The following is a 22,586-nucleotide window of genomic DNA, read 5'->3' on the forward strand; positions in this document are numbered from 1 at the left end:
GAAGCCGGCGCGTCCGGCTTCGGTCTGTTTTCCCGCCCCAAAACGCCTCGCATTTCCTGCCTTATAGCGTTTGATGCTTGTAAATCACTAAACGGTATATAAAAGCGTTACAGCTCCGCACCGAGTTATAAATACACTGGTCGTCAATAAGGCGAAAGCCTGAAGGAATGACTCAGTGATAAGGTGCAGAATGAAACAAAACCGGGTTAAAAATCTCGTGCTGAAAGGTTGGCTGGCGGCTGCGCTGTTGGCGAGCGGCGCCGCGTCGGCGGCGGAGTTGCTGAACAGCTCTTATGACGTTTCCCGTGAATTGTTCGTCGCGCTGAATCCCGGCTTTGAACAGCAATGGAATCAGCAGCATCCGAATGACAAGCTGACCATCAAACAATCGCACGCCGGCTCGTCGAAGCAGGCGTTGGCGATCCTGCAGGGCCTGCGCGCCGACGTGGTGACCTACAACCAGGTCACCGACGTGCAGATCCTGCACGATCGCGGGCAGCTGATCCCGGCGGACTGGCAGTCGCGTCTGCCGAACAACAGCTCGCCGTTCTATTCCACCATGGCGTTTCTGGTGCGCAAGGACAACCCGAAGGGCATCCACACCTGGAACGATCTGGTGCGTGACGACGTGAAGCTGGTGTTCCCGAACCCGAAAACCTCCGGCAACGGCCGTTACACTTATCTGGCCGCCTGGGGCGCCGCCAGCCAGGCCGACGGCAACGATGCGGCCAAGACCCGCGCCTTCATGACCCGTTTCCTGAAAAACGTGTTGGTGTTCGATACCGGCGGCCGCGGTGCGACCACCACCTTCGTCGAGCGCGGTTTGGGCGACGTGCTGATCAGCTTCGAGTCCGAAGTGAACAACATCCGCAAGCAATACGGTGAAGACAAGTACGAAGTGATCGTGCCGCCGGTCGATATTCTGGCGGAGTTCCCGGTGGCCTGGGTCGACAAAAACGTCGCGCGCAACGGCACCGAACAGGCGGCCAAAGCCTATCTGAACTATCTCTACAGCCCGGCGGCGCAGCAGGTGATCACCAGTTTCTACTACCGCGTGTATGACCAGAAAGCGATGGCGGCGGCCAAGGGGCAATTCCCGGACACCCAACTGTTCCGCGTGGAAGATCAATTCGGCGGCTGGCCGCAGGTGATGAAAACCCACTTCGCCACCGGCGGCGAGCTGGATCAGCTGTTAGCGGCAGGGCGCAAGTAAATGTTGGCGTTGTCGTCCAGTAAGCGGGTGCTGCCCGGATTTGGCCTCAGCCTCGGCAGCAGCCTGTTTTATACCTGTTTGATTCTGCTGCTGCCGCTCAGTGCGCTGGTGATGCAGCTGGCGCAGATGAGCCTGGCGCAATATTGGGAAGTGATTTCCAACCCGCAGGTGGTGGCGGCGTATAAAGTGACGCTGCTGGCGGCCGCTGTCGCCAGCCTGTTCAATGCGGTGTTCGGCATGCTGATGGCCTGGATCCTGACGCGCTACCGTTTTCCCGGCCGTTCGCTGCTGGATGGCCTGATCGACCTGCCGTTCGCGCTGCCGACGGCGGTAGCCGGCCTGACGCTGGCCGGTCTGTTTTCCACCACCGGCTGGTACGGGCAGTGGCTGGCGCACTTCGACATCAAGGTCACCTTCACCTGGCTTGGGATCGCGGTGGCGATGGCGTTCACCAGCCTGCCGTTTGTGGTGCGTACCGTGCAGCCGGTGCTGGAAGAGTTAGGGCCGGAGTACGAAGAGGCGGCCGAGACGCTGGGCGCCACGCGCTGGCAGAGTTTTCGCCGCGTCGTGCTGCCTGAAGTGGCGCCGGCGCTGCTGGCCGGCACCGCCATTTCCTTTACCCGCAGTCTGGGCGAGTTCGGGGCGGTGATTTTCATCGCCGGCAATATCGCCTGGAAGACGGAAGTGACCTCGCTGATGATTTTTGTGCGTTTGCAGGAGTTCGATTACCCGGCGGCCAGCGCCATCGCCTCGGTGATCCTGGCGGCGTCGCTGCTGCTGCTGTTCAGCATTAACGTATTGCAAAGCCGCTTCGGCAGACGTTTGGGAGGAGGGCACTGATGGCTGATATTTCCGCCTTCAACGGCGCCGAGCGCCCGCGCGTCAACTGGGGAAAGTGGACGCTGATCGCCATCGGCACGCTGTTTTCGGTGCTGCTGCTGGTGGTGCCGATGATATCGATTTTCGCCGAGGCCTTCTCCAAAGGATTCGGCGCGATGTGGAGCAATTTGCTCGATCCGGACATGCTGCACGCCATTTGGCTGACGGTCCTGATCGCGCTGATCACCGTGCCGTTCAACCTGGTGTTCGGCACGTTGCTGGCGTGGCTGGTGACGCGTTTTACCTTCCCCGGCCGCCAGCTGCTGCTGACGCTGATCGATATCCCGTTCGCCGTATCACCGGTGGTGGCGGGGCTGATTTATCTGCTGTTTTACGGCAGCAACGGCCTGTTGGGCGGCTGGCTGGATGCGCATAACATTCAGGTGATGTTCTCCTGGCCGGGCATGGTGCTGGTGACCATTTTCGTCACCTGTCCCTTCGTGGTGCGTGAGCTGGTGCCGATGATGCTCAGCCAGGGCAGCCAGGAAGATGAGGCCGCCATTCTGCTGGGAGCGTCCGGCTGGCAGATGTTCCGCCGCGTGACGCTGCCCAACATTCGCTGGGCGCTGCTGTACGGCGTGGTGCTGACCAACGCGCGCGCCATCGGCGAGTTCGGCGCGGTGTCGGTGGTGTCCGGTTCGATTCGCGGCGAAACCTACAGCCTGCCGCTGCAGGTCGAGCTGTTGCAGCAGGATTACAACACCGTCGGGGCCTTTACCGCCGCCGCCCTGTTGACCCTGATGGCGATCGTTACCCTATTTTTGAAGAGCGCGCTGCAGTGGCGTCTGGAACGTCAAAACGCGCGTCTCGAGCGGGAGGAAAATCATGAGCATTGAGATTAACGGCATCAACAAGTCCTTCGGTCGCACCAAGGTATTGAACGATATCTCGCTCGATATTGCTTCCGGCGAAATGGTGGCGCTGCTTGGGCCATCCGGTTCCGGCAAGACCACGCTGCTGCGCATCATCGCCGGGCTGGAAAGCCAGAGCGGCGGCAAGCTGGGCTTCCACGGCACCGACGTCAGCCACATGCACGCGCGCGACAGGCGCGTGGGCTTCGTATTTCAGCACTATGCGCTGTTCCGCCACATGACGGTGTTCGATAACATCGCCTTCGGCCTGACCGTGCTGCCGCGCCGTGAGCGCCCGAACGCCGCGGCGATCAAACAGAAAGTCACTCAGCTGCTGGAAATGGTGCAGCTGGGCCACCTGGCTACCCGCTATCCGTCGCAGCTGTCCGGCGGCCAGAAACAGCGCGTGGCGCTGGCGCGCGCCCTGGCGGTGGAACCGCAGATTCTGCTGCTGGATGAACCATTTGGCGCGCTGGATGCACAGGTGCGCAAAGAGCTGCGCCGCTGGCTGCGTCAGCTGCATGAAGAGCTGAAATTCACCAGCGTGTTCGTCACCCACGATCAGGAAGAGGCGATGGAAGTGGCCGACCGCATCGTGGTGATGAGCCAGGGCAATATCGAACAGGTCGGGTCGCCGGTCGACATCATGCGCGAACCGGCGAGCCGCTTTGTGCTGGAATTCATGGGGGAAGTGAACCGCCTGAACGGCGAAATTCGCGGCTCCCAGCTGTTCGTCGGCGCGCATCAGTGGCCGTTGTCGTTCCAGCCGATGCACCAGGGCAGCGTCGATCTGTTCCTGCGCCCGTGGGAAATGGAAGTGGCGACCGAAAGCAGCGAACGTTGCCCGCTGCCGGTTCAGGTGCTGGAAGTCAGTCCGCGCGGCCATTTCTGGCAGTTGACGGTGCAGCCGATCGGCTGGCACCAGGAACCGATCAGCGTGGTGCTGCCGGAAGGCAACGCCACGCCGGTGCGCGGCGGCCGTTATTACGTCGGCAGCCTCAATGCGCGGCTGTATGCCGGCGATCAACTGCTGCAACCTGTTGCGTTAGCCAAAAGCGCCTGATAGGTTTTAGCAGCCCTTTATTCAAGGCAACCCCAGGGTTGCCTTTTTACTTTACGCACACCAACACACAGGCAAAGATCGTGACAACGCTCGAACAATGCATCGGGAATACCCCGCTGGTAAAACTGCAACGGCTGGCCGCCCAGGCGGGCAGCGAGGTATGGGTCAAACTGGAAGGCAACAACCCGGCGGGATCGGTGAAGGATCGCGCCGCGTTGGCGATGATCCAGCAGGCGGAGCTGCGCGGTGAGATCAGGCCCGGCGACGTGCTGATTGAGGCCACCAGCGGCAACACCGGCATTGCGCTGGCGATGATCGCTGCATTGAAAGGCTATACGCTGAAGCTGCTGATGCCGGAGAACATGAGCCTGGAGCGGCAGGCGGCGATGCGCGCCTACGGCGCCGAGCTGATCCTGGTCAGCCGTGAGCAGGGCATGGAAGGGGCGCGCGATCTGGCGCTGGAGATGCAGCGTCAGGGGCAGGGCAAGGTACTGGATCAGTTCAACAACCTGGACAATCCCTACGCCCATTTCACTACCACCGGCCCGGAGATTTGGCGCCAAACCGAAGGGCGCATCACGCATTTCGTTTCCAGCATGGGCACCACCGGCACCATTACCGGCGTGGGCGGTTACCTGAAAAGCCAGAATCCGCAGGTGCAGATCATCGGCCTGCAGCCGGCGGAGGGCAGCAGCATCCCCGGCATTCGCCGCTGGGCGCCCGCTTACCTGCCGGGTATTTTCCGCCCGGAGCTGGTGGATCAGGTGCTGGATATCGAACAGGGCGATGCCGAGCAGACCATGCGCCAGCTGGCGCAGCGTGAAGGCATCTTCTGCGGCGTCAGCTCCGGCGGCGCGGTGGTCGGCGCCTTGCGCGTCGCCGCGGCTCACCCCGGCAGCGTGGTGGTGGCGATCGTCTGCGATCGCGGCGATCGCTACCTTTCTACCGGCGTGTTCGGCTGAGCGCGCCCTCCCGGCGGTGTGTTCCGTCGGGAAAACCTTTCCTCCTTTCCTTTCGACAGACGGCAGCCCCGCTTGCGGCGGCTGCCGCTTGCCCGTGCGACAATGCCATGACTGAAGTAGAGAAATCGCGCGACAGCGGCCACAATAACGGTGACGAGACGCCAAGAGCGATGTGTAAGGATTGAGTAAAACCGGCTGCGGACCGGCGAAATTGGCGGGAAAATAACGAAAATCGGTGAAGGAGCAAGGCATGAAAATTTTACTGGTCGACGATGACCTGGAGCTTGGCACCATGCTGAGCGAATACCTGACGGGCGAAGGTTTCGACGCCACGCTGGTGCTGACCGGCAAGGCGGGGGTAGAGGGCGCGCTGTCGGGCGACTATACTGCGATGATCCTCGACATCATGCTGCCGGATATGAGCGGCATCGACGTGCTGCGCGACGTGCGCAAAAAGAGCCGGCTGCCGATCATCATGCTGACCGCCAAAGGTGACAACATCGATCGGGTGATTGGTCTGGAGATGGGCGCCGACGATTACATGCCCAAACCCTGCTATCCGCGCGAATTGGTGGCGCGTTTGCGCGCGGTGCTGCGCCGTTTCGAAGAACGGCCGCAAGATGCGGACGACGAGGCCGCCATCAGCGTTGGCGAGCTGACGTTAAACCCTTCAACCCGCAGCAGCGAATGGCGCGGCAAGGCGTTCGATCTGACCGCTTCGGAATTCAATCTGTTGGAGCTGTTGCTGCGCGCGCCGGACCGTGTGGTGTCGAAGGACGAATTGTCCGAGAAGGGGCTGGGGCGCCCGCGTGAAGCCTATGACCGCAGCGTGGATGTGCATATCAGCAATATCCGCCAGAAGCTGAGCGCGTTGGCCGGCAATACGCTGAGCATCGAAACGGTGCGCAGCATCGGCTATCGCATCCGGTAACCTGACATGCGCGGAAGACTGTTCTGGAAAATTTTGCTCGGCTTTTGGCTGACCTTTCTCATCATGACGCAGGCCCTGTGGGGGGCGTTTTCTCTTTATGGCGATCGCTATGTGCCGCCGGAGAACGCCATGGCGCGGCGGGCGATCGGCCTGCAGCTGACCTCCGCCGCCACCCAATTGCGCAGCGGCGGCATGCCGGCGCTGGAAGCGCTGATGCGCGACTGGCCCGAGGACGACAGGCGTCTGCTGTCGGTAACGCCGATGACCCAACCGCCGCCGCCCGCGCCGGAAGAACCGCTGTTTGAAGGGCGGCGGATGCCGAAAGCGATTTCCGCCTGGGTGCAGACCGGGGAAGGGCAGGGATACTGGCTGAGTTATAACGTGCGCGGGCTGCGGGAAGAGTATCGGCCGGAGCGGCGTTCCCATTTCTTCAACATTCCTGCGCCGATGTTGTGGGTCGGCGGGCTGGGCGGTTTGCTGTTCAGCGCCGTATTGGCCTGGAACCTGACCCGGCCGATGCGTCAGCTGCGCGGCGGCCTGGATCGGGTGGCGCAGGGCGATCTGTCGGTGCGGCTGTTCCCGAAAATGCGGCGCCGTCATGACGAGCTGTCCGACGTGGCGCGCGATTTCGACACCATGGCCGAACGCTTGGAGCTGCTGGTCAGCGCCCGCGAACAGCTGTTGCACGATGTCTCGCACGAGCTGCGTTCACCGCTGGCGCGCCTGCAGCTGGCGATCGGCCTGGCGCGGCAAAACGCCGGCAACGTCGAAACCTCGCTCAAGCGCATCGAACATGAGTCGGGGCGGCTGGACAAAATGATCGGCGAGCTGCTGGCGCTGTCGCGCACCGAACACAGCAGCCTGCCGGACGAGGAGTACTTCGATCTGTACGGCCTGGTGGATGCGGTGGTGAGCGATGCGCGCTACGAGGCGCAGGTGCCCGGCGTGGAGATCGTGCTGCAGGCCGAGTCGGACGTGGAGTATACCGTCAAGGGCAATGCGGAGCTGATGCGGCGCGCGGTGGACAACATCGTGCGCAATGCGCTGCGCTTTTCCAGCCAGGGCCAGCGGGTGACGGTAGCGCTGTCGCGCATCGACAACCAGTTCCAGCTCGCCGTCAGCGATCAGGGGCCGGGCGTGGAGGAGTCGAAACTGTCGAGCATCTTCGATCCATTCGTGCGCGTGAAGTCGGCGCAGTCGGGCAAGGGTTACGGCCTGGGGCTGGCGATTACCCGCAAGGTGGTATTGGCGCACGGCGGCCAGGTTGAGGCGCGCAACGGCGACAGAGAGGGGCTTATCATCACTCTGCGTATCCCGCGCTGGCAATAATAGACTATCTTACTTGCCATTTTGAACTAGGGCAGTGCTCGCCTTCGTCACGTACTGTGTGTACGCTCCGAAGGTTGCGCGCTGTCCATGTTCAAACTGCCTGCGCCGATAACGTCTATTATCCGCGGCATACCCAAAGGATTTCGAATTGCAGCTAGGCGGCAAGCGGGGGAATCCCCGGGAGCTTACTCCGGTAAGTGACCGGGGTGAGCACGTGCGGCCAACAACGCTGCGGTTCGAAAGACGAAGGGGATAAAAAAACGGCGCCGAGGGCGCCGTTTATCTTGCTCATTCGCGATTACTTCTTGATGCGGATGATCGGGGTTTCGCCAACGGTCACGCTGCCGGACAGTTTGATCAGCTCTTTGATCTCGTCCATGTTGGAGATAACGACCGGCGTCAGGGTAGACTTGGCTTTCTCTTCCAGCAGTGGCAGGTTGAACTCGATAACGACGTCACCTTTCTTGACGCGCTGACCTTCTTCGGCGATGCGTTTGAAGCCTTCGCCTTTCAGTTCTACGGTATCGATGCCGAAGTGGACGAACAGCTCAATGCCGCTGTCGGATTCGATAGAGAATGCATGGTTGGTTTCGAAAATCTTACCGATGGTGCCGTCAACCGGAGCAACCATTTTGTTGCCGGCCGGTTTGATGGCGATACCGTCGCCAACGATTTTTTCAGCGAACACTACGTCCGGCACATCTTCGATATTGACGATTTCGCCAGAAAGGGGAGCGACGATCTCGATAGTGCCCGTGTCTTTCTTGTCATCAGAAACCAGAGATTTCAGTTTATCGAACAAACCCATGATCTTCTCCTAAGCATTAAATTGGGCGGCGTTCCAGTGTCGTGGAAGTTTAGCAGAGCGTTTTTTCTTCGATGAATTTATTGACGCAATTCATCAGGTCTTGTGCCGTTGGCTGTGCCAAGGCTTGCGCTGCCAACGCCTTCACATCTTCGAAATTCGTGTTGCGAATAATTTTCTTGATGCGCGGGATTGAAATCGCACTCATGCTGAACTCATCCAGCCCCATGCCCAATAACAACAGTGTAGCACGCTCATCGCCAGCCAGTTCGCCGCACATGCCGGTCCACTTGCCTTCCGCGTGAGATGCATCAATAACCTGTTTGATCAGGCCAAGCACTGATGGGGACATCGGGTTATAGAGATGAGAAATCAGCTCGTTGCCGCGATCTACCGCCAGAGTATACTGGGTTAGATCGTTTGTCCCAATACTAAAGAAGTCGACTTCTTTCGCCAGGTGGTGAGCGATGACCGCCGCAGCCGGTGTTTCCACCATCACGCCCACTTCGATGCTCTCGTCAAACGCCTTGCCTTCTTCGCGCAGCTGCGCCTTCAGCGTCTCGATTTCGCCTTTCAGATCGCGCACTTCTTCCACGGAGATGATCATCGGGAACATGATGCGCAGTTTGCCGAACGCCGAGGCGCGCAGGATGGCTCGCAGCTGGGCGTGCAGGATTTCACGGCGGTCCATCGCGATGCGGATGGCGCGCCAGCCGAGGAACGGGTTCTCTTCCTTCGGCAGGTTCATGTACGGCAGGTCTTTGTCGCCGCCGATGTCCATGGTGCGGACGATCACGGCCTGCGAGCCCATGGCTTCCGCCACGGCTTTATAAGCCTGGAACTGCTCGTCTTCGGTTGGCAGCGAGTCGCGATCCATGAACAGGAATTCGGTACGATACAGGCCGACGCCTTCCGCGCCGTTGCGCTCTGCACCCGCGACGTCGCGCACGGTGCCGATGTTGGCGCAGACTTCAACCTGATGGCCGTCCAGCGTAATCGCCGGCAGGTCCTTCAGCTTGGCCAGATCGTTTTTCTCGGTGATGTATTGGTTCTGGGCGGCTTTCAGCTGATCGATAACGTCAGCGGTCGGGTTAACGTAAATCTGGTTGTTAACCGCGTCCAGAATCAGGTAGTCGTCGTTCTTCACCTGCTTGGTCACGTCGCTGGTGCCGACGATTGCCGGCAGCTCCAGGGAGCGCGCCATGATAGAGGTGTGGGAGGTGCGGCCGCCGAGATCGGTAATGAAGCCCAGCACTTTGTCCAGGTTCAGCTGCGCGGTCTCGGACGGGGTCAGATCGGTGGCCACCAGGATCACTTCATCCTGAATGGAGCCCAGATCGACGATAGGCATGCCCAGAATGTTCTGCAGCAGGCGTTTGCCGATGTCGCGCACGTCGGCGGCGCGTTCTTTCAGGTATTCGTCGTCCAACTCTTCCAGCGCTTTCGCCTGACCTTCGATCACGGTGTAGGCGGCGGCGTCTGCGGAGGCCAGATCGTCTTTGATTAGGGCTATGATTTCCTGCTCAAGCTCTTCGTCTTCCAGCAACATGATGTGGCCTTCGAAGATAGCTTCCTTCTCTTCGCCGAAGGTTTCGCCAGCTTTGGTCTTGATCGCTTCCAGCTGTTCGGACGCTTTCGCGCGGCCGGCCAGAAAACGCGAGACTTCCTGCTCTACTTGATCAGCAGAGATTTTCTTCCGGTTGATGACGATGTCGTCTTCTTTCAGCAAGAGAGCCTTACCAAAAGCGATGCCCGGTGATACTAAAATGCCTGAAATCATAACCCTACCTTACTCTTGACTGGTGTTAACTAAAAAGACGGGCCGATTACTCAAGCTCTGCCATCAGTTTTACCAAGTGCTCAACGGCTTTCTGCTCGTCTTCACCTTCAGCTGAGATGGTCACTACGGTCCCTTGAGTCAGCCCCAGAGTTTGCAGTTTGAACAGGCTTTTAGCGCTGGCGCTTTTGCCGTTGGAGGTCACGGTGATGTCAGACGTGAAGCCTTTGGCTTCTTTAACGAACTGAGCGGCAGGGCGAGTATGCAGACCATTCGGAGCGGTAATAGTAACTTCTTGCTGGAACATTGATGTTTCCCCAACTTATTGGATTAATGTTGTGGAGTTAAAGTTTAGCCCAGGGGCCTGACTTTAACTTGTCTGGTTATAGCGCCTGACTATGGACAGGGGCGAACGTTGATGCAACAGAAAACGACGCGTTAGGCACTTCAGATCAAAAAACTCGGCTTTAGACGTCGTTCCAATCCGCTCCCCATTATGCCCGATTCGCCGCGTCGGCGACAGATGAGTAAATCGATTCAGCCTCGACCAGGCTCGGAGAGTGATTAATTTTGCGCATCGAAATAATGCACCGTTAAATACTAAAGGCGACGGGCAAAAGCAATCTTGGACTGCTATAAAGTTTGATCCAGTCCACAAAAAAGCACCCCACAGGGTGCTTTTTTAGCGATTTGTGCAGTGGCGGGATTACTGCTGCAATTCCTGCTCGGTGAACAGATCGGCGAACAGCGCGGTGCTGAGATAACGTTCGCCGGAAGAGGGCAGGATGACCACAATGGTCTTGTCGGCGAACGCCGGTTCTTCGGCCAGTTTCACCGCCGCTGCGACCGCTGCGCCGGAGGAGATGCCTGCCAGGATGCCTTCTTCGTCCATCAGGCGGCGCGCCATGCTGATGGCTTCGTCGTTGGAGATTTTTTCGACGCGATCCACCAGGTCAAGATCGAGGTTGCCTGGAATGAAGCCGGCGCCGATGCCCTGGATCTTGTGCGGGCCCGGTTTCAGCTCTTCACCGGCCAGCGCCTGGCTGATGACCGGCGAGTCGGTCGGCTCGACCGCCACGGTGGTGATGGCCTTGCCTTTGGTGTTCTTGATGTAGCGGCTGACGCCGGTCAATGTGCCGCCGGTGCCGACGCCGGAGATGAACACGTCGACTTCCCCATCGGTGTCTTCCCAGATTTCCGGGCCGGTGGTTTTTTCATGGATGGCCGGGTTGGCCGGGTTGCTGAACTGTTGCAGGATCAGGTAGCGGTTCGGATCGGTAGCGACGATCTCCTCCGCTTTGGCGATGGCGCCTTTCATGCCTTTCGCCCCTTCGGTCAGCACCAGATTGGCGCCCAGCGCCTTGAGCAGCTTGCGGCGCTCGATGCTCATGGTTTCCGGCATGGTCAGCGTCAGCTTGTAACCGCGCGCGGCGGCGACGAAGGCCAGCGCGATGCCGGTGTTGCCGCTGGTCGGCTCCACCAGTTCTTTGCCGGCGGTCAGCACGCCGCGTTGTTCCGCATCCCAAATCATATTGGCACCGATGCGGCATTTGACGCTGAAGCTCGGGTTGCGTGATTCAACCTTGGCCAGAATGCGTCCGTTGCCGATACGGTTCAGACGAACCAGCGGCGTATGGCCGATTGTTAATGAGTTGTCTTCATATATCTTGCTCATAGCCCGTCCTTTAACTCTATGAAAATGTGGGGAACATCGAAAGCATACGCTAACAGTACCGGCAGGGAAGTAAAGAATTGGTATATCTATATGTTATTAGGAAATAAGTTTTAAGCACAATGATAAGGGCGCGAAATGCGCGCCCTGTCGAAAATTTCCGCGCTGTCGGCGGCAAAAAACGGCGGTTATCGGACGAATTGCGAGCGGTAGCGATCGACCCACATCGCGGTGGCACCGCAGACGGCGACCGGCAGGATCACCAGGTTGAGGATCGGGATCATGGTGAACAGGCTGACCAGCGCGCCGAACTGCAGGTTGTCGGTTTTGTGCTGGCGCAAGGCGCGGCGCATGTCGGCAAAGCTCACCTTGTGGTTGTCGAACGGATAGTCGCAATACTGGATCGCCAGCATCCAGGCGCTGAACAGGAACCACAGCACCGGCGCCACCGTCTGGCCGATGCCGGGCACGAAGTACAGCGCCAGCAGCAGCAGCGCGCGCGGCAGGTAATACATCAGCTTGCGCCATTCGCGCGCCATGATGCGCGGCAGATCTTTGGCGATGCCGAGCAGGCCGGTGTCCGGCAGCGGTTTGCCGGTCAGGCTGCCTTCGAGCTGCTCGGCCAGCAGGCCGCAGAACGGCGCGGCGATCAGATTGGTGATAGTGCTGAACAGATAGCTGAACACCAGCAGCACCGAAATGACCGCCAGCGGCCACAGCAGGTAGCTCAACCATTGCAGCCAGTCGGGAACGTGGCTCATCATCGCCGGGATCCAGTCGCCGAGGCGGCTGAACAGCCACCAGAAAGCGGAGCCCATCAGCAGCACGTTGACCAGCAACGGCAGGACCACATAGCGTTTAATCCCCGGGCGCGAAATCAGGCGCCAGCCTTCGGCGAAATAATGAATGCCGCTGGTGGAACGGGAAGGGGGCTGCGTATAGGACATATCTTAAGTTATCTCGTTGTCTGAACAGGCATCATTATCATATAGGGATGATTTTCCACTGACTAGGGTAGGGTTGGCTGAAAAACCAGCAGAAAAAGGCAGTATAATCATCTTTATTGGCATAAAGTTCAGCACGGACTTGCACTTGTGTGCGCGGGCAAATAGAGTTAAAGAGTGAATGTTTGCCGCGGTGGCAATGTATTGGAACAACAGAGATAGCAATGATGCAGGATTTGCGTCTGATATTAATCGTTGTTGGCGCGATCGCCATAATAGCGCTGTTATTGCACGGTCTGTGGACCAGTCGCAAAGAACGGTCAGCGCTCTTCCGCGATCGCCCAGCCAAACGTTCCCAAAAGGAACGTGAACAAACTCCGATCGACGATCTCGAAGAAGGCGTCGGTGAGGTGCGCGTACGCGCCGCTCACCCGCAAGACGAGCCGTCATTCGGCCATTTCGATGCCGCACGCGAAGAACCCGTGGCCGCGCCGAAGCCCGCTCCGGCGGCTGCGCCTGCGCCCCGCGCCGTTCAGCCGGCTGCTCATCAGACGCCGCCTCCGCTGTCTCAGCGGCCGGAGTACGATGACATCCTGCTGAACAACTACGCGCCGGACGAAAAACCGGCCGAGCCGCAGCAACCGCAACCGGCCGTGCGCCGCGAGCCGCGCGTTGACGATCTGCCGCATGAACATGAGGCGCCGCTGGCGGCGGAACCGGCATTCCACGCCGAACCCGCCCCGGTGCAGCAAGCGCCGGAAGTGAAGCCTGCGTCGGAACCTGCACCGCAGCCGCAACAGCCGGCCGCTGCGCCAGTACAGGCTAAACTGAAAGAGACCGTGCTGGTGCTGCACGTCGCGGCCCATCAGGGCGGCGTGATCGGCGGCGAAGTGCTGCTGCAGAGCGTGTTGCAGGCGGGCTTCCAGTTTGGCGAGATGGGCATCTTCCACCGCCATATCAGCCCGGCCGGCAGTGGCCCGGTGCTGTTCAGCCTGGCGAACATGGTCAAGCCGGGGTCGTTCGATCCTGACATGATGTCCGATTTCTCCACGCCGGGCGTGTCGATGTTCATGATGGTGCCGTCTTACGGCGACGCCAATCAGAACTTCAAGCTGATGCTGCAGTCGGCGCAGCGCATCGCCGACGACGTGGGCGGTGTGGTGCTGGACGACGAGCGCCGCATGATGACGCCGCAGAAGCTGGAAACCTACAAAGCGCGTATCCGTGAAGTGTTGGAAAACAACGCCTGACCGGGTTGCCGCGCGCACTGAACATCCGTAACAACAAAGCCCCCGCTAGCCGGGGGTTTTTTATCTTTGATGGTGAGCCATGGAATCGATAATCCAACAAATCAATCAACTACGAGCCACATTGCGCCATCATGAATACCAGTATCATGTGCTGGATGCGCCCGAAGTGCCGGATGCGGAATATGACCGCCTGATGCGCGAGCTGCGCGAGCTCGAGAGCGCGCATCCGGAGCTGATCACCGCCGATTCGCCGACCCAGCGCGTGGGCGCGGCGCCGCTGGCGGCGTTTGATCAGGTGCGTCACGAAGTGCCGATGCTGTCGCTGGACAACGTGTTCGACGAAGAGAGCTTCCTGGCGTTTTACAAGCGCGTGCAGGACAGGCTCAAGAGCAGCGATCCGCTGACCTTCTGCTGCGAGCTGAAGCTGGACGGCCTGGCGGTCAGCCTGCTGTACGAAGACGGCGAGCTGGTGCGTGCGGCGACGCGCGGCGACGGCACCACCGGCGAGAACATCACCTCCAACGTGCGCACCATTCGCGCCATCCCGCTGCGCCTGACCGGCGACAACATCCCGCGCCGGCTGGAAGTGCGCGGCGAAGTGTTCATGCCGCAGGCCGGGTTTGAACAGATGAACGAAGAGGCGCGGCGCAAAGACGGTAAGGTGTTCGCCAATCCGCGCAACGCCGCCGCCGGTTCGCTGCGCCAGCTCGATCCGCGCATTACCGCCAAACGCCCGCTGACCTTCTTCTGCTATGGCGTCGGGCTGCTGGAAGGCGGCGAGCTGCCGCGCAGCCACTTTGAACGCCTGATGCAGTTCAAGGCCTGGGGCCTGCCGGTCAGCGATCGCGCCCAGCGCCGCACCGGCAGCGAGGAAGTGCTGGCGTTCTATCGCCAGGTCGAGCGGGACCGCGCACAGCTCGGTTTCGATATTGACGGCGTGGTGATCAAGATTGACGACATCGATCTGCAGGAAACGCTGGGCTTCGTGGCGCGTGCGCCGCGCTGGGCGACGGCGTTCAAATTCCCGGCGCAGGAGCAGATCACCGTGGTGCGCGAAGTGGAGTTTCAGGTTGGCCGCACCGGCGCGATTACGCCGGTGGCGCGCCTTGAACCGGTGCTGGTGGCCGGGGTGACCGTCAGTAACGCCACCTTGCACAACGCCGATGAAATTGAGCGTCTGGGGCTGCGCATCGGCGATACGGTGATCGTGCGCCGCGCCGGCGACGTGATCCCGCAGGTGGTGGGGGTGCTGGAAGACCGCAGGCCGCAGGATGCGCGCGAAGTGGTGTTCCCGCTGCACTGCCCGGTGTGCGGCTCCGACGTTGAGCGCGTGGAAGGCGAAGCCGTTGCGCGCTGCACCGGCGGGCTGATCTGCGGGGCGCAGCGCAAAGAGGCGTTGAAGCATTTCGTTTCTCGCCGCGCGCTGGACGTCGAAGGCATGGGCGACAAGATCATCGAGCAACTGGTGGACAAGGAGTACGTGAAGAACCCGGCCGATCTGTTCCGCCTGTCCGCCGGCATTCTGACCGGTCTGGATCGCATGGGGCCGAAATCGGCACAGAACCTGGTTAACGCGCTGGAGAAATCCAAGCAGACCACCTTCGCCCGTTTCCTGTATGCGCTCGGCATTCGCGAGGTTGGTGAAGCGACCGCCGCCAACCTGGCGGCGCATTTCGGATCGCTCGAGAAGTTGTTTTCCGCCGATATCGAAGCGCTGAAAGAGGTGCCGGACGTTGGCGAAGTGGTGGCCAAACACACTCGCAACTTCCTCGATGAAGCGCTCAATCAGCAGGTGATCAACGAGCTGGTGGGCGCCGAGATTGGCATCCATTGGCCGGCGCCGGTGATGGTGGTGGCGGAGGAGATAGACAGCCCGTTCGCCGGTAAAACCGTGGTGCTGACCGGCTCGCTGAGCCAGCTGTCGCGCGACGAGGCCAAAGATCGCCTGACGGCGTTGGGCGCCAAGGTCAGCGGCAGCGTGTCGAAGAAAACCGATCTGGTGATCGCCGGCGAAGCGGCCGGTTCCAAGCTGGCGAAGGCGCAGGAGCTGGGTATCGCCGTGATCGACGAAGCGGAGATGATCCGCTTGCTGGGTGACTGATGGAAAAAGAAAACCTGCTGGAAATCGCCAATACCGTGATGCCGTTCGGCAAGTACCAGGGGCGGGTGCTGATCGATCTGCCCGAAGAGTACCTGCTGTGGTTCGCCCGCAAGGGCGAGTTCCCCAAAGGCAAGCTCGGCATGCTGATGGAGATGACGCTGGCGATTAAAATCGAAGGGCTTGACCACCTGGTCAAGCCGCTGAAGAAAAGCTGAACTGACGGGCCTTGGCCCGTCTTTTTTTACCCGCGCGACGCCTGCGCGTTGGCGTTGGGCACCGCCTGTAGCGCCTGCTGCTTGCGCTGATACCTTTTCGCCAATACCGCACAGGTCATCAGCTGCACCTGATGGAACACCATCAGCGGCAGCACCATGATCCCCACCGTCGCCGCCGGGAACAGGATATTGGCCATCGGAATGCCGTTCGCCAGGCTCTTCTTCGAACCGCAGAATACGATGGTGATCTCGTCCGCTTTGCTGAACCCCAGCCAGCGCGCCATGTAAGTGTTCACCACCAGCACGATCGCCAGCAGCACGATGCTGCCACCGACGATAAACGCCAGTGAGCCCATCCCTACCTGATGCCAGATGCCGTGCGTCACCGCCTCGCTGAAGGCGGCGTACACCACCAGCAGAATTGAAGTCTGATCGGTTTTACCGATAAGCGGCCGATGGCGTTCGATCCAGCCGCCGATCAGCGGCCGCAGCAGGTGACCGGCGACGAACGGCACCAGCAGCTGCAGCACGATCGAACCGACCTGCCGCAGGCCGCCGGTATCGCCGTGCACATTCATCAACAAGCCGACCAACAGCGGCGACACGAAGATCCCGAGCAGGCTGGAGGCGGAAGCGCTGCATACCGCCGCCGCGACGTTGCCGCCCGCCAGCGAGGTGAAGGCGATGGCCGATTGCACGGTGGCCGGCAGGATGCACAGGTAGATGAAACCGGCGTACAGCTCGGGGCTGACGTCGATCGGCGCCCACCAGGCAAACAGCACGCCCAGCGCCGGAAAAATGATGAAGGTGCTGCACATCACCCACAGATGCAGCCGCCAGTTGTTGCTGCCGGCCAGGATGGCCTCGCGCGACAGCTTGGCGCCGTGCATGAAGAACAGCAGGGCGATGGCGGCGATGGTCAGGGCGTTGAGCCAGCCGACGAACTCGCCGCGCGCCGGCAGGAACGACGCCAGCAGCACGGTAGCGATCAGCGTCAGGGTAAAACGATCGGGCAGAAATCTCATGGCGGTGCGCTCAGGGTCGAAAATCGATAGGGCTATTCTCCCGCGCGGACATATAATAATTAAATTGATTTATTTAATTCATATATGAATAAAACACATGAATTACTCACTCAAACAGCTGCGGGTGTTCGTCGCCATCGCCCGCCACGGCAGCTTCAGCCGCGCCGGTGAGGCGATCGGCCTGACGCAATCGGCGGTCAGCCACAGCGTGAAAGAGCTGGAAGCGGAGGTCGGCGTGCGGCTGCTGGATCGCACCACGCGTGAAGTGGTGTTGACCGACGCCGGTCTGCGGTTGGCCAACCGGGTCGAGCGGCTGCTGGACGAACTGCAGGCCGCTTTGCTGGATGCGCGCAGCTTTGGCGTACAGCGCAGCGGCACGGTGCGGGTGGCGACGAGCCAAACCATTTCCGCCCATCTGATGCCGCAGTGCATCGCCGCCGGCGAGCGTGAATACCCGGAGATCCGCATCATGCTGCGCGATCAGGCGCAGCAGCAGGTGCTGCACAGCGTGCGCAACGCCGAGGTGGATTTCGGCATCGTGGTCGATCCGGTACAGGCGGTGGATCTGGAGTGCGAAGCGGTGCTGCATGAACCTTTCCTGTTGCTGTGCCGCGACGATCATCCGTTCGCTGCGCAGCAGGCGGTGCGTTGGTCGGCGTTGAACGGTTGCCGCCTGGTGTTGCAGGATTATGCGTCGGGCAGCCGGCCGCTGATCGACAGTGCGCTGAGACAGCAGGGCGTGGAGGCGCAGGTGGTGCAGGAAATCGGCCATCCGGCCACGCTGTTCCCGATGGTGGCGGAGGGGATTGGCATCAGCATTTTCCCGGCGTTGGCGCTGCCGTTGCCGGAAGGGGGGCGGCTCCGGGTGCGGCGGCTGGTGCCGGAAATTAACCGCGCGCTGATGCTGGTGCGGCGCAAGAACCGCTCACTGACGCCGGCGGCGGAGGCCATCTGGCAGGTGGCGCGTCAGCAGGCGGCGCTGCTGCAACAGCGCCGGCGGGAAAACGCGGCATATTGACTCAGATATAGACGTCCACCGCGTTGAGCGGCGTTGGGCGGTTTACGCCGTCGCCGGATTTCGCCGCGGCTTTTTCCATTTGCTCCTGCTGCTGCTTTTCCATTTCTTCTTTCTGGATGCGCGCGATCTCGGCCTGCAACATCTTGATCTGCGCTTCGATCAGCTGTTTCTGCTTTTCGATCTCTTTGGGATCGGCGTCGGAATCCTTCAGTTCCACCAGCTTTTGCTGCAGCGCCTGAATCTGCCGGTTCAGCGCCTTGATGCGCGCCGAAGCGCGGCTTTCATTGAGGTTAACCGGTTCGTCATTGCCGTTGGCGCGTTCGTTTTTTTCCATCTTGCCGCCTTGCGGCTGGTTGTTGACCGGTTTGGCCATCAGCAATTCGCCCTGATGGCCCGGCGCGCTGAAGACGTTGCTGACGCCGGGGACGGTATTCTTGATCGGTACGATCATGGTGATGGTGGTCGACATGGTTGCTCTCCCTGAGTCTGGATCTCGCTGTTCAGGGTATCGGCAGCGGCGGCTAAATCTTTACCTGCTGCAGACGCGGCCAGCGCAGCAGCCAGCCTTTGTCGACCACGCGCTGGGCATAGGCCGTGCGATCGCCATTTTTCACGTTGAAGGTAATGGTGTCGTTGAACAGCGCCGCGAGCCCGAAAGGGGCGACCAGCGTGATGCTGTCGTCGGCGTTCAGGCGTGCGCCGATCGCCGTTTCCACTTCGGTCCAGAAGCTGATGGCCTCTTCGCTGTTGCGGTAGGGCGCGCGGCCGCTGCGCAGGTGCATGCGCGCCTGGTTCTTGACCGACCACGGCTGCGGCAGCCACTGCTGCAGCCGCGCCTCCAGCATGCGATCGCGTTCGGCGTCCGCCCGCTCCGCATCGAAGTGGATCACGTCGATATCGTTGAGCGGCGTGGGCTCCGCATAGCCGTGGCGCCGATCCCACACCAGGTTGCGCACAAAGCCGGCGCCGAGGCACCAGTCATTCAGGCCGAGCTGGCGCACGGTGCGCAGGGCGGCCATGCGCGCGCTATCTTGTTGCAGCCAGTCGATAATTTGCCGTTGCGGATCCATCACCCCTCCTGTTTTCGCGGCTACTGTAACCCGAAGCGGCAGCGGGTGAAATGGGGGGATGCGCGATGGCGGCGATAGCAGGCAAATTAATTTTCTTGCTTCACTGACTACACTTGGTGCAGGGCTTTTATCTCGTCACTCAGGGCAAGGGAGGGGGCTATGTATCAGGCAACGTTGGGCCAACGCGGCTATCGCTTCGGCGGCCTGCGCCAGCTGATGGCGAAAGCTTCGCCGGCGCGTTCCGGCGATTATCTGGCGGAGGTGGCGGCGGAAAGCGCCGAAGAGCGCATGGCGGCGCGCATCGCGCTGGCGGATGTGCCGCTCAAGACTTTCCTGCAGCAGCCGCTGGTGCCGTACGAGCAGGACGAGGTGACGCGCCTGATCATCGATAGCCACGACGCCGCCGCCTTTGAGCCCATCTCGCACCTCACGATCGGCGATTTTCGCGACTGGTTGCTGAGCGAGCAGGCGGACAGTGCCATGCTGGCGCAGGTGGCCGCCGGCATTATGCCGGAGATGGCGGCGGCGGTAAGCAAGATCATGCGCAATCAGGATCTGATCCTGGTGGCGAAGAAATGCCGGGTGGTGACGCGCTTTCGCAATACGATTGGCCTGCCGGGCCACCTCAGCGTGCGGCTGCAGCCCAATCACCCGACCGACAGCCTGCAAGGCATCGCCGCCAGCATGCTGGACGGTTTGCTGTACGGCAGCGGCGACGCGGTGGTCGGCATCAATCCGGCCAGCGACAGCCTGCCGCTGCTGGAAAAACTCAACTACATGCTGGACGACGTGATCCAGCGCTTCGCCATACCCACCCAATCCTGCGTGCTGACCCACGTGACCAACACGCTGCGGCTGATGGAGCGTGGTGCGCCGGTGGATCTGGTGTTTCAGTCGATCGCCGGTACCGAAGCGGCCAATCGCGGTTTCGGCATCAGTCTGGCGCTGCTGGCGGAGGCGCAGCAGGCGGCGCTGAGCCTCAAGCGCGGCACGTTGGGCGATAACGTGATGTACTTCGAAACCGGGCAGGGCAGTTGCCTGTCGGCTAACGCGCATCACGGCGTCGATCAGCAGACCTGCGAGGCGCGCGCCTATGCGGTGGCGCGGCATTTCTCACCGCTGCTGATCAACACCGTGGTGGGGTTTATCGGCCCTGAATACCTGTATGACGGCAAACAAATTATCCGCGCCGGGCTGGAGGATCACTTCTGCGGCAAGCTGCTCGGCCTGCCGCTGGGCTGCGATGTCTGTTACACCAACCATGCCGAGGCCGATCAGGATGATATGGACACGCTGCTGACGCTGTTGGCCGCCGCCGGGCTGACGTTCCTGATCGGCGTGCCGGGCGCGGACGACATCATGCTCAATTACCAAAGCACCTCGTTCCACGACGCGCTCTATATCCGTGAACTGCTGGGGCTGAAGCACGCGCCGGAGTTCGCCGCCTGGCTGGCGGCGATGAACATCACCGATGAACGCGGACGGCTGCGCGACGCCGCCGCCAATCACCCGTTGTTGCTGGCGCTGCAGGGAGAACGGACATGAGCAAACCGGTTCACGTCAACAGTTGGGACGCGCTGCGCGCCTTTACCGATGCGCGCATCGCGCTGGGGCGCACCGGCGCCAGTCTGCCGACCGACGAGCTGCTGCGCTTCGGCCTGGCCCATGCCCAGGCGCGCGACGCGGTGCATCAGCCATTCGAGAGCGAACGGCTGGCGGCGGATCTGCACGATGCCGGTTGGCCCACGCTGGCGGTGCACAGCCAGGCCGTTGACCGCGCCGCCTATCTGCGCCGTCCGGATCTGGGGCGGCGATTGGCGCTGGACAGCCGCCGCCTGCTGCTCGGCGTGCCGCCGCGCCGGACCGATCTGCTGCTGGTGGTGGCGGATGGCCTCTCCTCCAAGGCGGTGCACCGCCAGGCATTGCCGCTGCTGCAGGCGCTGCGGCCCTATCTCGATACGTTGGGGCTGGCGATCGCGCCGGTGGTGTTGGCGCATCAGGCGCGAGTGGCGCTGGGGGATGAGATCGGCGAGTGCCTGCAGGCCCGGGCGGTGGCGGTGCTGATCGGCGAACGGCCGGGGCTGTCGTCGCCGGACAGCCTGGGGATTTATCTGACCTGGGAGCCGAACGCGCGCAGAAGGGACTCAGAGCGCAACTGCATCTCCAATGTGCGGCCGGAGGGGCTGGATTATCCGCAGGCGGCGTTCAAATTGGCCTGGTTGTTGGAACAGGCGTGCCGGCGAGGGCTGACCGGCGTCGAACTGAAAGACGAGAGCGACAACCCGGCGCTGCGCGGCCGCGTCACCCCGCTTTACGCCCAGTTGGGCGGTTGACCGATGGTTTGCTGCAGCAGGGCGGTGAAGGCCGCCAGGCGGGCGGACACTTTCGCCACCGGCCGCAGCAGATAGATGCCTTGCTGTTCATGGCGCGGATCTTCCAGCATCTGCACCAGCCGCCCATGCTGCACGTCCGGCCCCACCACCCAGTTGGGCAGAAAGGCGATGCCGAGGCCGAGCAGCGCCGCCTGACGCTGCGCGGTGAAGTCATCGCAACGCAGCGCCATGGTGCAGCGGTTCATCAACGCCGCGTCGAGGATCTGCGCCCAGCAGGCCGGCTGTTGTTTGTGGTAGCGGGCGATCAGCCGGTGCTGCGGCAGCGCCTCCAGATCGCTCGGCAGGCCATAGCGGGCGACGTAGCCGGGGCTGGCGCACATCACCCAGCGTTGGGTGGCGATGCGGCTGGCGTACAGCGCGCTGTCCTTCTGCTCGCCGATGCGGATGGCGGCGTCCAGCCGTTCCTGGGTCGGATCGGTCTGGCGTTCGGTCAGATCGAGATCGACCCACAGCTGAGGGTAGCGTTCCGCCAGCGTCGGCAGCAGCGGCAGCACATAGGTTTTGCCGAAGGTCGGCAGGCAGCTGATGCGCAGCGTGCCCTGCGGCGTTTCGTTCAGCGCGTTCAGCTCGGCGCGAATGCCGGTAATGTCCGTCATCAGCGCGGCGGCGCGTGCCAGCAGCAGCTCGCCGGCGTCGGTCAGCAACAGGCCGCGGGTGGAGCGTACGAACAGCGTCGCGCCGAGCGCGCTTTCCAGCGCATCGATATGGCGCACCAGAGAAGAAGGCACCATACCCAGCTGGCGTGCGGCGGCGGAAAAGCTGCCCAGGCGGGCCACGTCGAGAAAGATTGGCAGATGTTCTACATAGCGGGCGTCATTCATTTTTGCATTATATGCAAAAGCGTTTCTTATGAATACCCGCTTCTCTGTTGGCGATGCTGCGGCTACTCTGATTGCGGGTTGACGACGGGCTTCAGCGCCGCCGCATCCCGGCCGCATAGAGAGAAAACGCATAAACCTAGCGGCGTTTAGCACCAAATAGCAGATGTTTTTCCCAGGCTGCGTCAGCCGCCTGTGGCGTTGATTGTCGCTCCAACACCAGATTAACCGTTCAATTTGATATCCGACTCAACCTCAATTATTAGTGAG

The 22,586-nt window shown here is 61.3% G+C and carries 22 protein-coding genes; 13 read left to right on the top strand and 9 right to left on the bottom strand.

Going from position 1 to position 22,586, the window contains the following annotated elements; all coding sequences use genetic code 11:
• Positions 1-190: 190 nt before the first annotated feature.
• The 7 genes from J0X03_RS06165 to J0X03_RS06195 all read left to right on the top strand — a co-directional run bounded on the left by J0X03_RS06165 (position 191) and on the right by J0X03_RS06195 (position 7,228).
• On the top strand, positions 191-1,213 hold the full coding sequence (locus J0X03_RS06165; protein WP_033652562.1) for a sulfate ABC transporter substrate-binding protein: 1,023 nt from the start codon (positions 191-193) through the stop codon (positions 1,211-1,213).
• Positions 1,214-2,053, top strand: coding sequence for a sulfate/thiosulfate ABC transporter permease CysT (gene cysT / locus J0X03_RS06170; RefSeq protein WP_033652561.1), 840 nt, complete (start codon positions 1,214-1,216; stop codon positions 2,051-2,053).
• Positions 2,053-2,928, top strand: a complete 876-nt coding sequence (gene cysW / locus J0X03_RS06175) for a sulfate/thiosulfate ABC transporter permease CysW (RefSeq protein ID WP_160204472.1) — start codon at positions 2,053-2,055, stop codon at positions 2,926-2,928. Before cysT ends, cysW begins: the two co-directional genes overlap by 1 nt.
• Positions 2,918-4,006: a sulfate/thiosulfate ABC transporter ATP-binding protein CysA gene (gene cysA / locus J0X03_RS06180; RefSeq protein WP_033643965.1), complete on the top strand. Its 1,089-nt coding sequence runs from the start codon at positions 2,918-2,920 to the stop codon at positions 4,004-4,006. Before cysW ends, cysA begins: the two co-directional genes overlap by 11 nt.
• Before the next feature lie 80 nt (positions 4,007-4,086).
• A complete protein-coding gene (gene cysM, locus J0X03_RS06185) occupies positions 4,087-4,968 on the top strand; it encodes a cysteine synthase CysM (RefSeq protein WP_033644334.1) in 882 nt (293 codons plus the stop codon).
• A gap of 250 nt (positions 4,969-5,218) precedes the next feature.
• Positions 5,219-5,899: a response regulator transcription factor gene (locus J0X03_RS06190; RefSeq protein ID WP_160204471.1), complete on the top strand. Its 681-nt coding sequence runs from the start codon at positions 5,219-5,221 to the stop codon at positions 5,897-5,899.
• Between the two features lie 6 nt (positions 5,900-5,905).
• Complete coding sequence (locus J0X03_RS06195) at positions 5,906-7,228, top strand: ATP-binding protein (RefSeq protein ID WP_206975686.1); 1,323 nt, start codon at positions 5,906-5,908, stop codon at positions 7,226-7,228.
• A gap of 298 nt (positions 7,229-7,526) precedes the next feature.
• On the opposite strand, the gene crr is transcribed toward J0X03_RS06195, so the two are convergent.
• From crr to cysZ, 5 genes are all read right to left on the bottom strand, one after another.
• Positions 7,527-8,036 (bottom strand): PTS glucose transporter subunit IIA, encoded by a 510-nt coding sequence (gene crr / locus J0X03_RS06200; RefSeq protein ID WP_004936467.1) that lies wholly within the window; start codon positions 8,034-8,036, stop codon positions 7,527-7,529.
• 49 nt (positions 8,037-8,085) lie between these two features.
• Positions 8,086-9,813, bottom strand: coding sequence for a phosphoenolpyruvate-protein phosphotransferase PtsI (gene ptsI, locus J0X03_RS06205; protein ID WP_004936461.1), 1,728 nt, complete (start codon positions 9,811-9,813; stop codon positions 8,086-8,088).
• 46 nt (positions 9,814-9,859) lie between these two features.
• Positions 9,860-10,117 carry a phosphocarrier protein Hpr gene (gene ptsH, locus J0X03_RS06210; RefSeq protein WP_004936458.1) on the bottom strand — a complete coding sequence of 86 codons (258 nt, stop codon included), beginning with the start codon at positions 10,115-10,117 and terminating at the stop codon, positions 9,860-9,862.
• A 399-nt stretch (positions 10,118-10,516) separates the two neighbouring features.
• Positions 10,517-11,485, bottom strand: a complete 969-nt coding sequence (gene cysK / locus J0X03_RS06215) for a cysteine synthase A (protein ID WP_016926786.1) — start codon at positions 11,483-11,485, stop codon at positions 10,517-10,519.
• A 185-nt stretch (positions 11,486-11,670) separates the two neighbouring features.
• Entirely contained in the window at positions 11,671-12,429 is a 759-nt protein-coding gene (gene cysZ / locus J0X03_RS06220) for a sulfate transporter CysZ (RefSeq protein ID WP_123061872.1), read from the bottom strand.
• A gap of 221 nt (positions 12,430-12,650) precedes the next feature.
• On the opposite strand from cysZ, the gene zipA reads away from it, so the two are divergent.
• From zipA to J0X03_RS06235, 3 genes are all read left to right on the top strand, one after another.
• The gene (gene zipA, locus J0X03_RS06225; RefSeq protein ID WP_033643960.1) at positions 12,651-13,676 is read left to right on the top strand and encodes a cell division protein ZipA; all 1,026 of its coding nucleotides are present in this window, start codon (positions 12,651-12,653) and stop codon (positions 13,674-13,676) included.
• A 79-nt stretch (positions 13,677-13,755) separates the two neighbouring features.
• Entirely contained in the window at positions 13,756-15,777 is a 2,022-nt protein-coding gene (gene ligA, locus J0X03_RS06230) for an NAD-dependent DNA ligase LigA (RefSeq protein WP_089195039.1), read from the top strand.
• Positions 15,777-15,992 (top strand): DUF3820 family protein, encoded by a 216-nt coding sequence (locus J0X03_RS06235; protein ID WP_004936441.1) that lies wholly within the window; start codon positions 15,777-15,779, stop codon positions 15,990-15,992. Before ligA ends, J0X03_RS06235 begins: the two co-directional genes overlap by 1 nt.
• 26 nt (positions 15,993-16,018) lie before the next feature.
• On the opposite strand, the gene J0X03_RS06240 is transcribed toward J0X03_RS06235, so the two are convergent.
• Complete coding sequence (locus J0X03_RS06240) at positions 16,019-17,017, bottom strand: bile acid:sodium symporter family protein (RefSeq protein WP_206975688.1); 999 nt, start codon at positions 17,015-17,017, stop codon at positions 16,019-16,021.
• Positions 17,018-17,114: 97 nt separating this feature from the next.
• Between J0X03_RS06240 and J0X03_RS06245 the strand changes: the two genes are divergently transcribed.
• The gene (locus J0X03_RS06245; RefSeq protein WP_033643957.1) at positions 17,115-18,035 is read left to right on the top strand and encodes a LysR family transcriptional regulator; all 921 of its coding nucleotides are present in this window, start codon (positions 17,115-17,117) and stop codon (positions 18,033-18,035) included.
• 1 nt (position 18,036) lies between these two features.
• On the opposite strand, the gene J0X03_RS06250 is transcribed toward J0X03_RS06245, so the two are convergent.
• Complete coding sequence (locus tag J0X03_RS06250) at positions 18,037-18,504, bottom strand: FlxA-like family protein (protein ID WP_021505617.1); 468 nt, start codon at positions 18,502-18,504, stop codon at positions 18,037-18,039.
• A 52-nt stretch (positions 18,505-18,556) separates the two neighbouring features.
• On the bottom strand, positions 18,557-19,105 hold the full coding sequence (locus J0X03_RS06255; protein ID WP_160204469.1) for a nucleotidyltransferase family protein: 549 nt from the start codon (positions 19,103-19,105) through the stop codon (positions 18,557-18,559).
• Positions 19,106-19,264: 159 nt separating this feature from the next.
• On the opposite strand from J0X03_RS06255, the gene J0X03_RS06260 reads away from it, so the two are divergent.
• Both J0X03_RS06260 and eutC read left to right on the top strand, forming a co-directional pair.
• Positions 19,265-20,650: an ethanolamine ammonia-lyase subunit EutB gene (locus tag J0X03_RS06260; RefSeq protein ID WP_060660400.1), complete on the top strand. Its 1,386-nt coding sequence runs from the start codon at positions 19,265-19,267 to the stop codon at positions 20,648-20,650.
• Complete coding sequence (eutC, locus tag J0X03_RS06265) at positions 20,647-21,438, top strand: ethanolamine ammonia-lyase subunit EutC (protein ID WP_047025269.1); 792 nt, start codon at positions 20,647-20,649, stop codon at positions 21,436-21,438. Before J0X03_RS06260 ends, eutC begins: the two co-directional genes overlap by 4 nt.
• On the opposite strand, the gene J0X03_RS06270 is transcribed toward eutC, so the two are convergent.
• Complete coding sequence (locus J0X03_RS06270; protein ID WP_033652550.1) at positions 21,417-22,319, bottom strand: LysR family transcriptional regulator; 903 nt, start codon at positions 22,317-22,319, stop codon at positions 21,417-21,419. The two genes, eutC and J0X03_RS06270, sit on opposite strands and share 22 nt — an antisense overlap.
• Positions 22,320-22,586 lie beyond the last annotated feature (267 nt).

The sequence above is a fragment of the Serratia ureilytica genome (genome assembly GCF_017309605.1).
GTDB classification, from domain to species: domain Bacteria; phylum Pseudomonadota; class Gammaproteobacteria; order Enterobacterales; family Enterobacteriaceae; genus Serratia; species Serratia ureilytica.

What these genes read in the sequence shown, in the direction of transcription:
- eutC (WP_047025269.1), top strand. Translation starts at nt 20,647, where the DNA reads ATGAGCAAACCGGTTCACGTCAACAGTTGGGACGCGCTGCGCGCCTTT.
- cysT (WP_033652561.1), top strand. Translation starts at nt 1,214, where the DNA reads ATGTTGGCGTTGTCGTCCAGTAAGCGGGTGCTGCCCGGATTTGGCCTC.
- J0X03_RS06245 (WP_033643957.1), top strand. Translation starts at nt 17,115, where the DNA reads ATGAATTACTCACTCAAACAGCTGCGGGTGTTCGTCGCCATCGCCCGC.
- crr (WP_004936467.1), bottom strand. Translation starts at nt 8,036, where the DNA reads ATGGGTTTGTTCGATAAACTGAAATCTCTGGTTTCTGATGACAAGAAA.
- J0X03_RS06240 (WP_206975688.1), bottom strand. Translation starts at nt 17,017, where the DNA reads ATGAGATTTCTGCCCGATCGTTTTACCCTGACGCTGATCGCTACCGTG.
- J0X03_RS06260 (WP_060660400.1), top strand. Translation starts at nt 19,265, where the DNA reads ATGTATCAGGCAACGTTGGGCCAACGCGGCTATCGCTTCGGCGGCCTG.
- J0X03_RS06270 (WP_033652550.1), bottom strand. Translation starts at nt 22,319, where the DNA reads ATGAATGACGCCCGCTATGTAGAACATCTGCCAATCTTTCTCGACGTG.
- J0X03_RS06255 (WP_160204469.1), bottom strand. Translation starts at nt 19,105, where the DNA reads ATGGATCCGCAACGGCAAATTATCGACTGGCTGCAACAAGATAGCGCG.
- J0X03_RS06165 (WP_033652562.1), top strand. Translation starts at nt 191, where the DNA reads ATGAAACAAAACCGGGTTAAAAATCTCGTGCTGAAAGGTTGGCTGGCG.
- ptsH (WP_004936458.1), bottom strand. Translation starts at nt 10,117, where the DNA reads ATGTTCCAGCAAGAAGTTACTATTACCGCTCCGAATGGTCTGCATACT.
- cysW (WP_160204472.1), top strand. Translation starts at nt 2,053, where the DNA reads ATGGCTGATATTTCCGCCTTCAACGGCGCCGAGCGCCCGCGCGTCAAC.
- cysZ (WP_123061872.1), bottom strand. Translation starts at nt 12,429, where the DNA reads ATGTCCTATACGCAGCCCCCTTCCCGTTCCACCAGCGGCATTCATTAT.
- cysK (WP_016926786.1), bottom strand. Translation starts at nt 11,485, where the DNA reads ATGAGCAAGATATATGAAGACAACTCATTAACAATCGGCCATACGCCG.
- J0X03_RS06195 (WP_206975686.1), top strand. Translation starts at nt 5,906, where the DNA reads ATGCGCGGAAGACTGTTCTGGAAAATTTTGCTCGGCTTTTGGCTGACC.
- zipA (WP_033643960.1), top strand. Translation starts at nt 12,651, where the DNA reads ATGATGCAGGATTTGCGTCTGATATTAATCGTTGTTGGCGCGATCGCC.
- ligA (WP_089195039.1), top strand. Translation starts at nt 13,756, where the DNA reads ATGGAATCGATAATCCAACAAATCAATCAACTACGAGCCACATTGCGC.
- J0X03_RS06190 (WP_160204471.1), top strand. Translation starts at nt 5,219, where the DNA reads ATGAAAATTTTACTGGTCGACGATGACCTGGAGCTTGGCACCATGCTG.
- J0X03_RS06250 (WP_021505617.1), bottom strand. Translation starts at nt 18,504, where the DNA reads ATGTCGACCACCATCACCATGATCGTACCGATCAAGAATACCGTCCCC.
- ptsI (WP_004936461.1), bottom strand. Translation starts at nt 9,813, where the DNA reads ATGATTTCAGGCATTTTAGTATCACCGGGCATCGCTTTTGGTAAGGCT.
- cysA (WP_033643965.1), top strand. Translation starts at nt 2,918, where the DNA reads ATGAGCATTGAGATTAACGGCATCAACAAGTCCTTCGGTCGCACCAAG.
- J0X03_RS06235 (WP_004936441.1), top strand. Translation starts at nt 15,777, where the DNA reads ATGGAAAAAGAAAACCTGCTGGAAATCGCCAATACCGTGATGCCGTTC.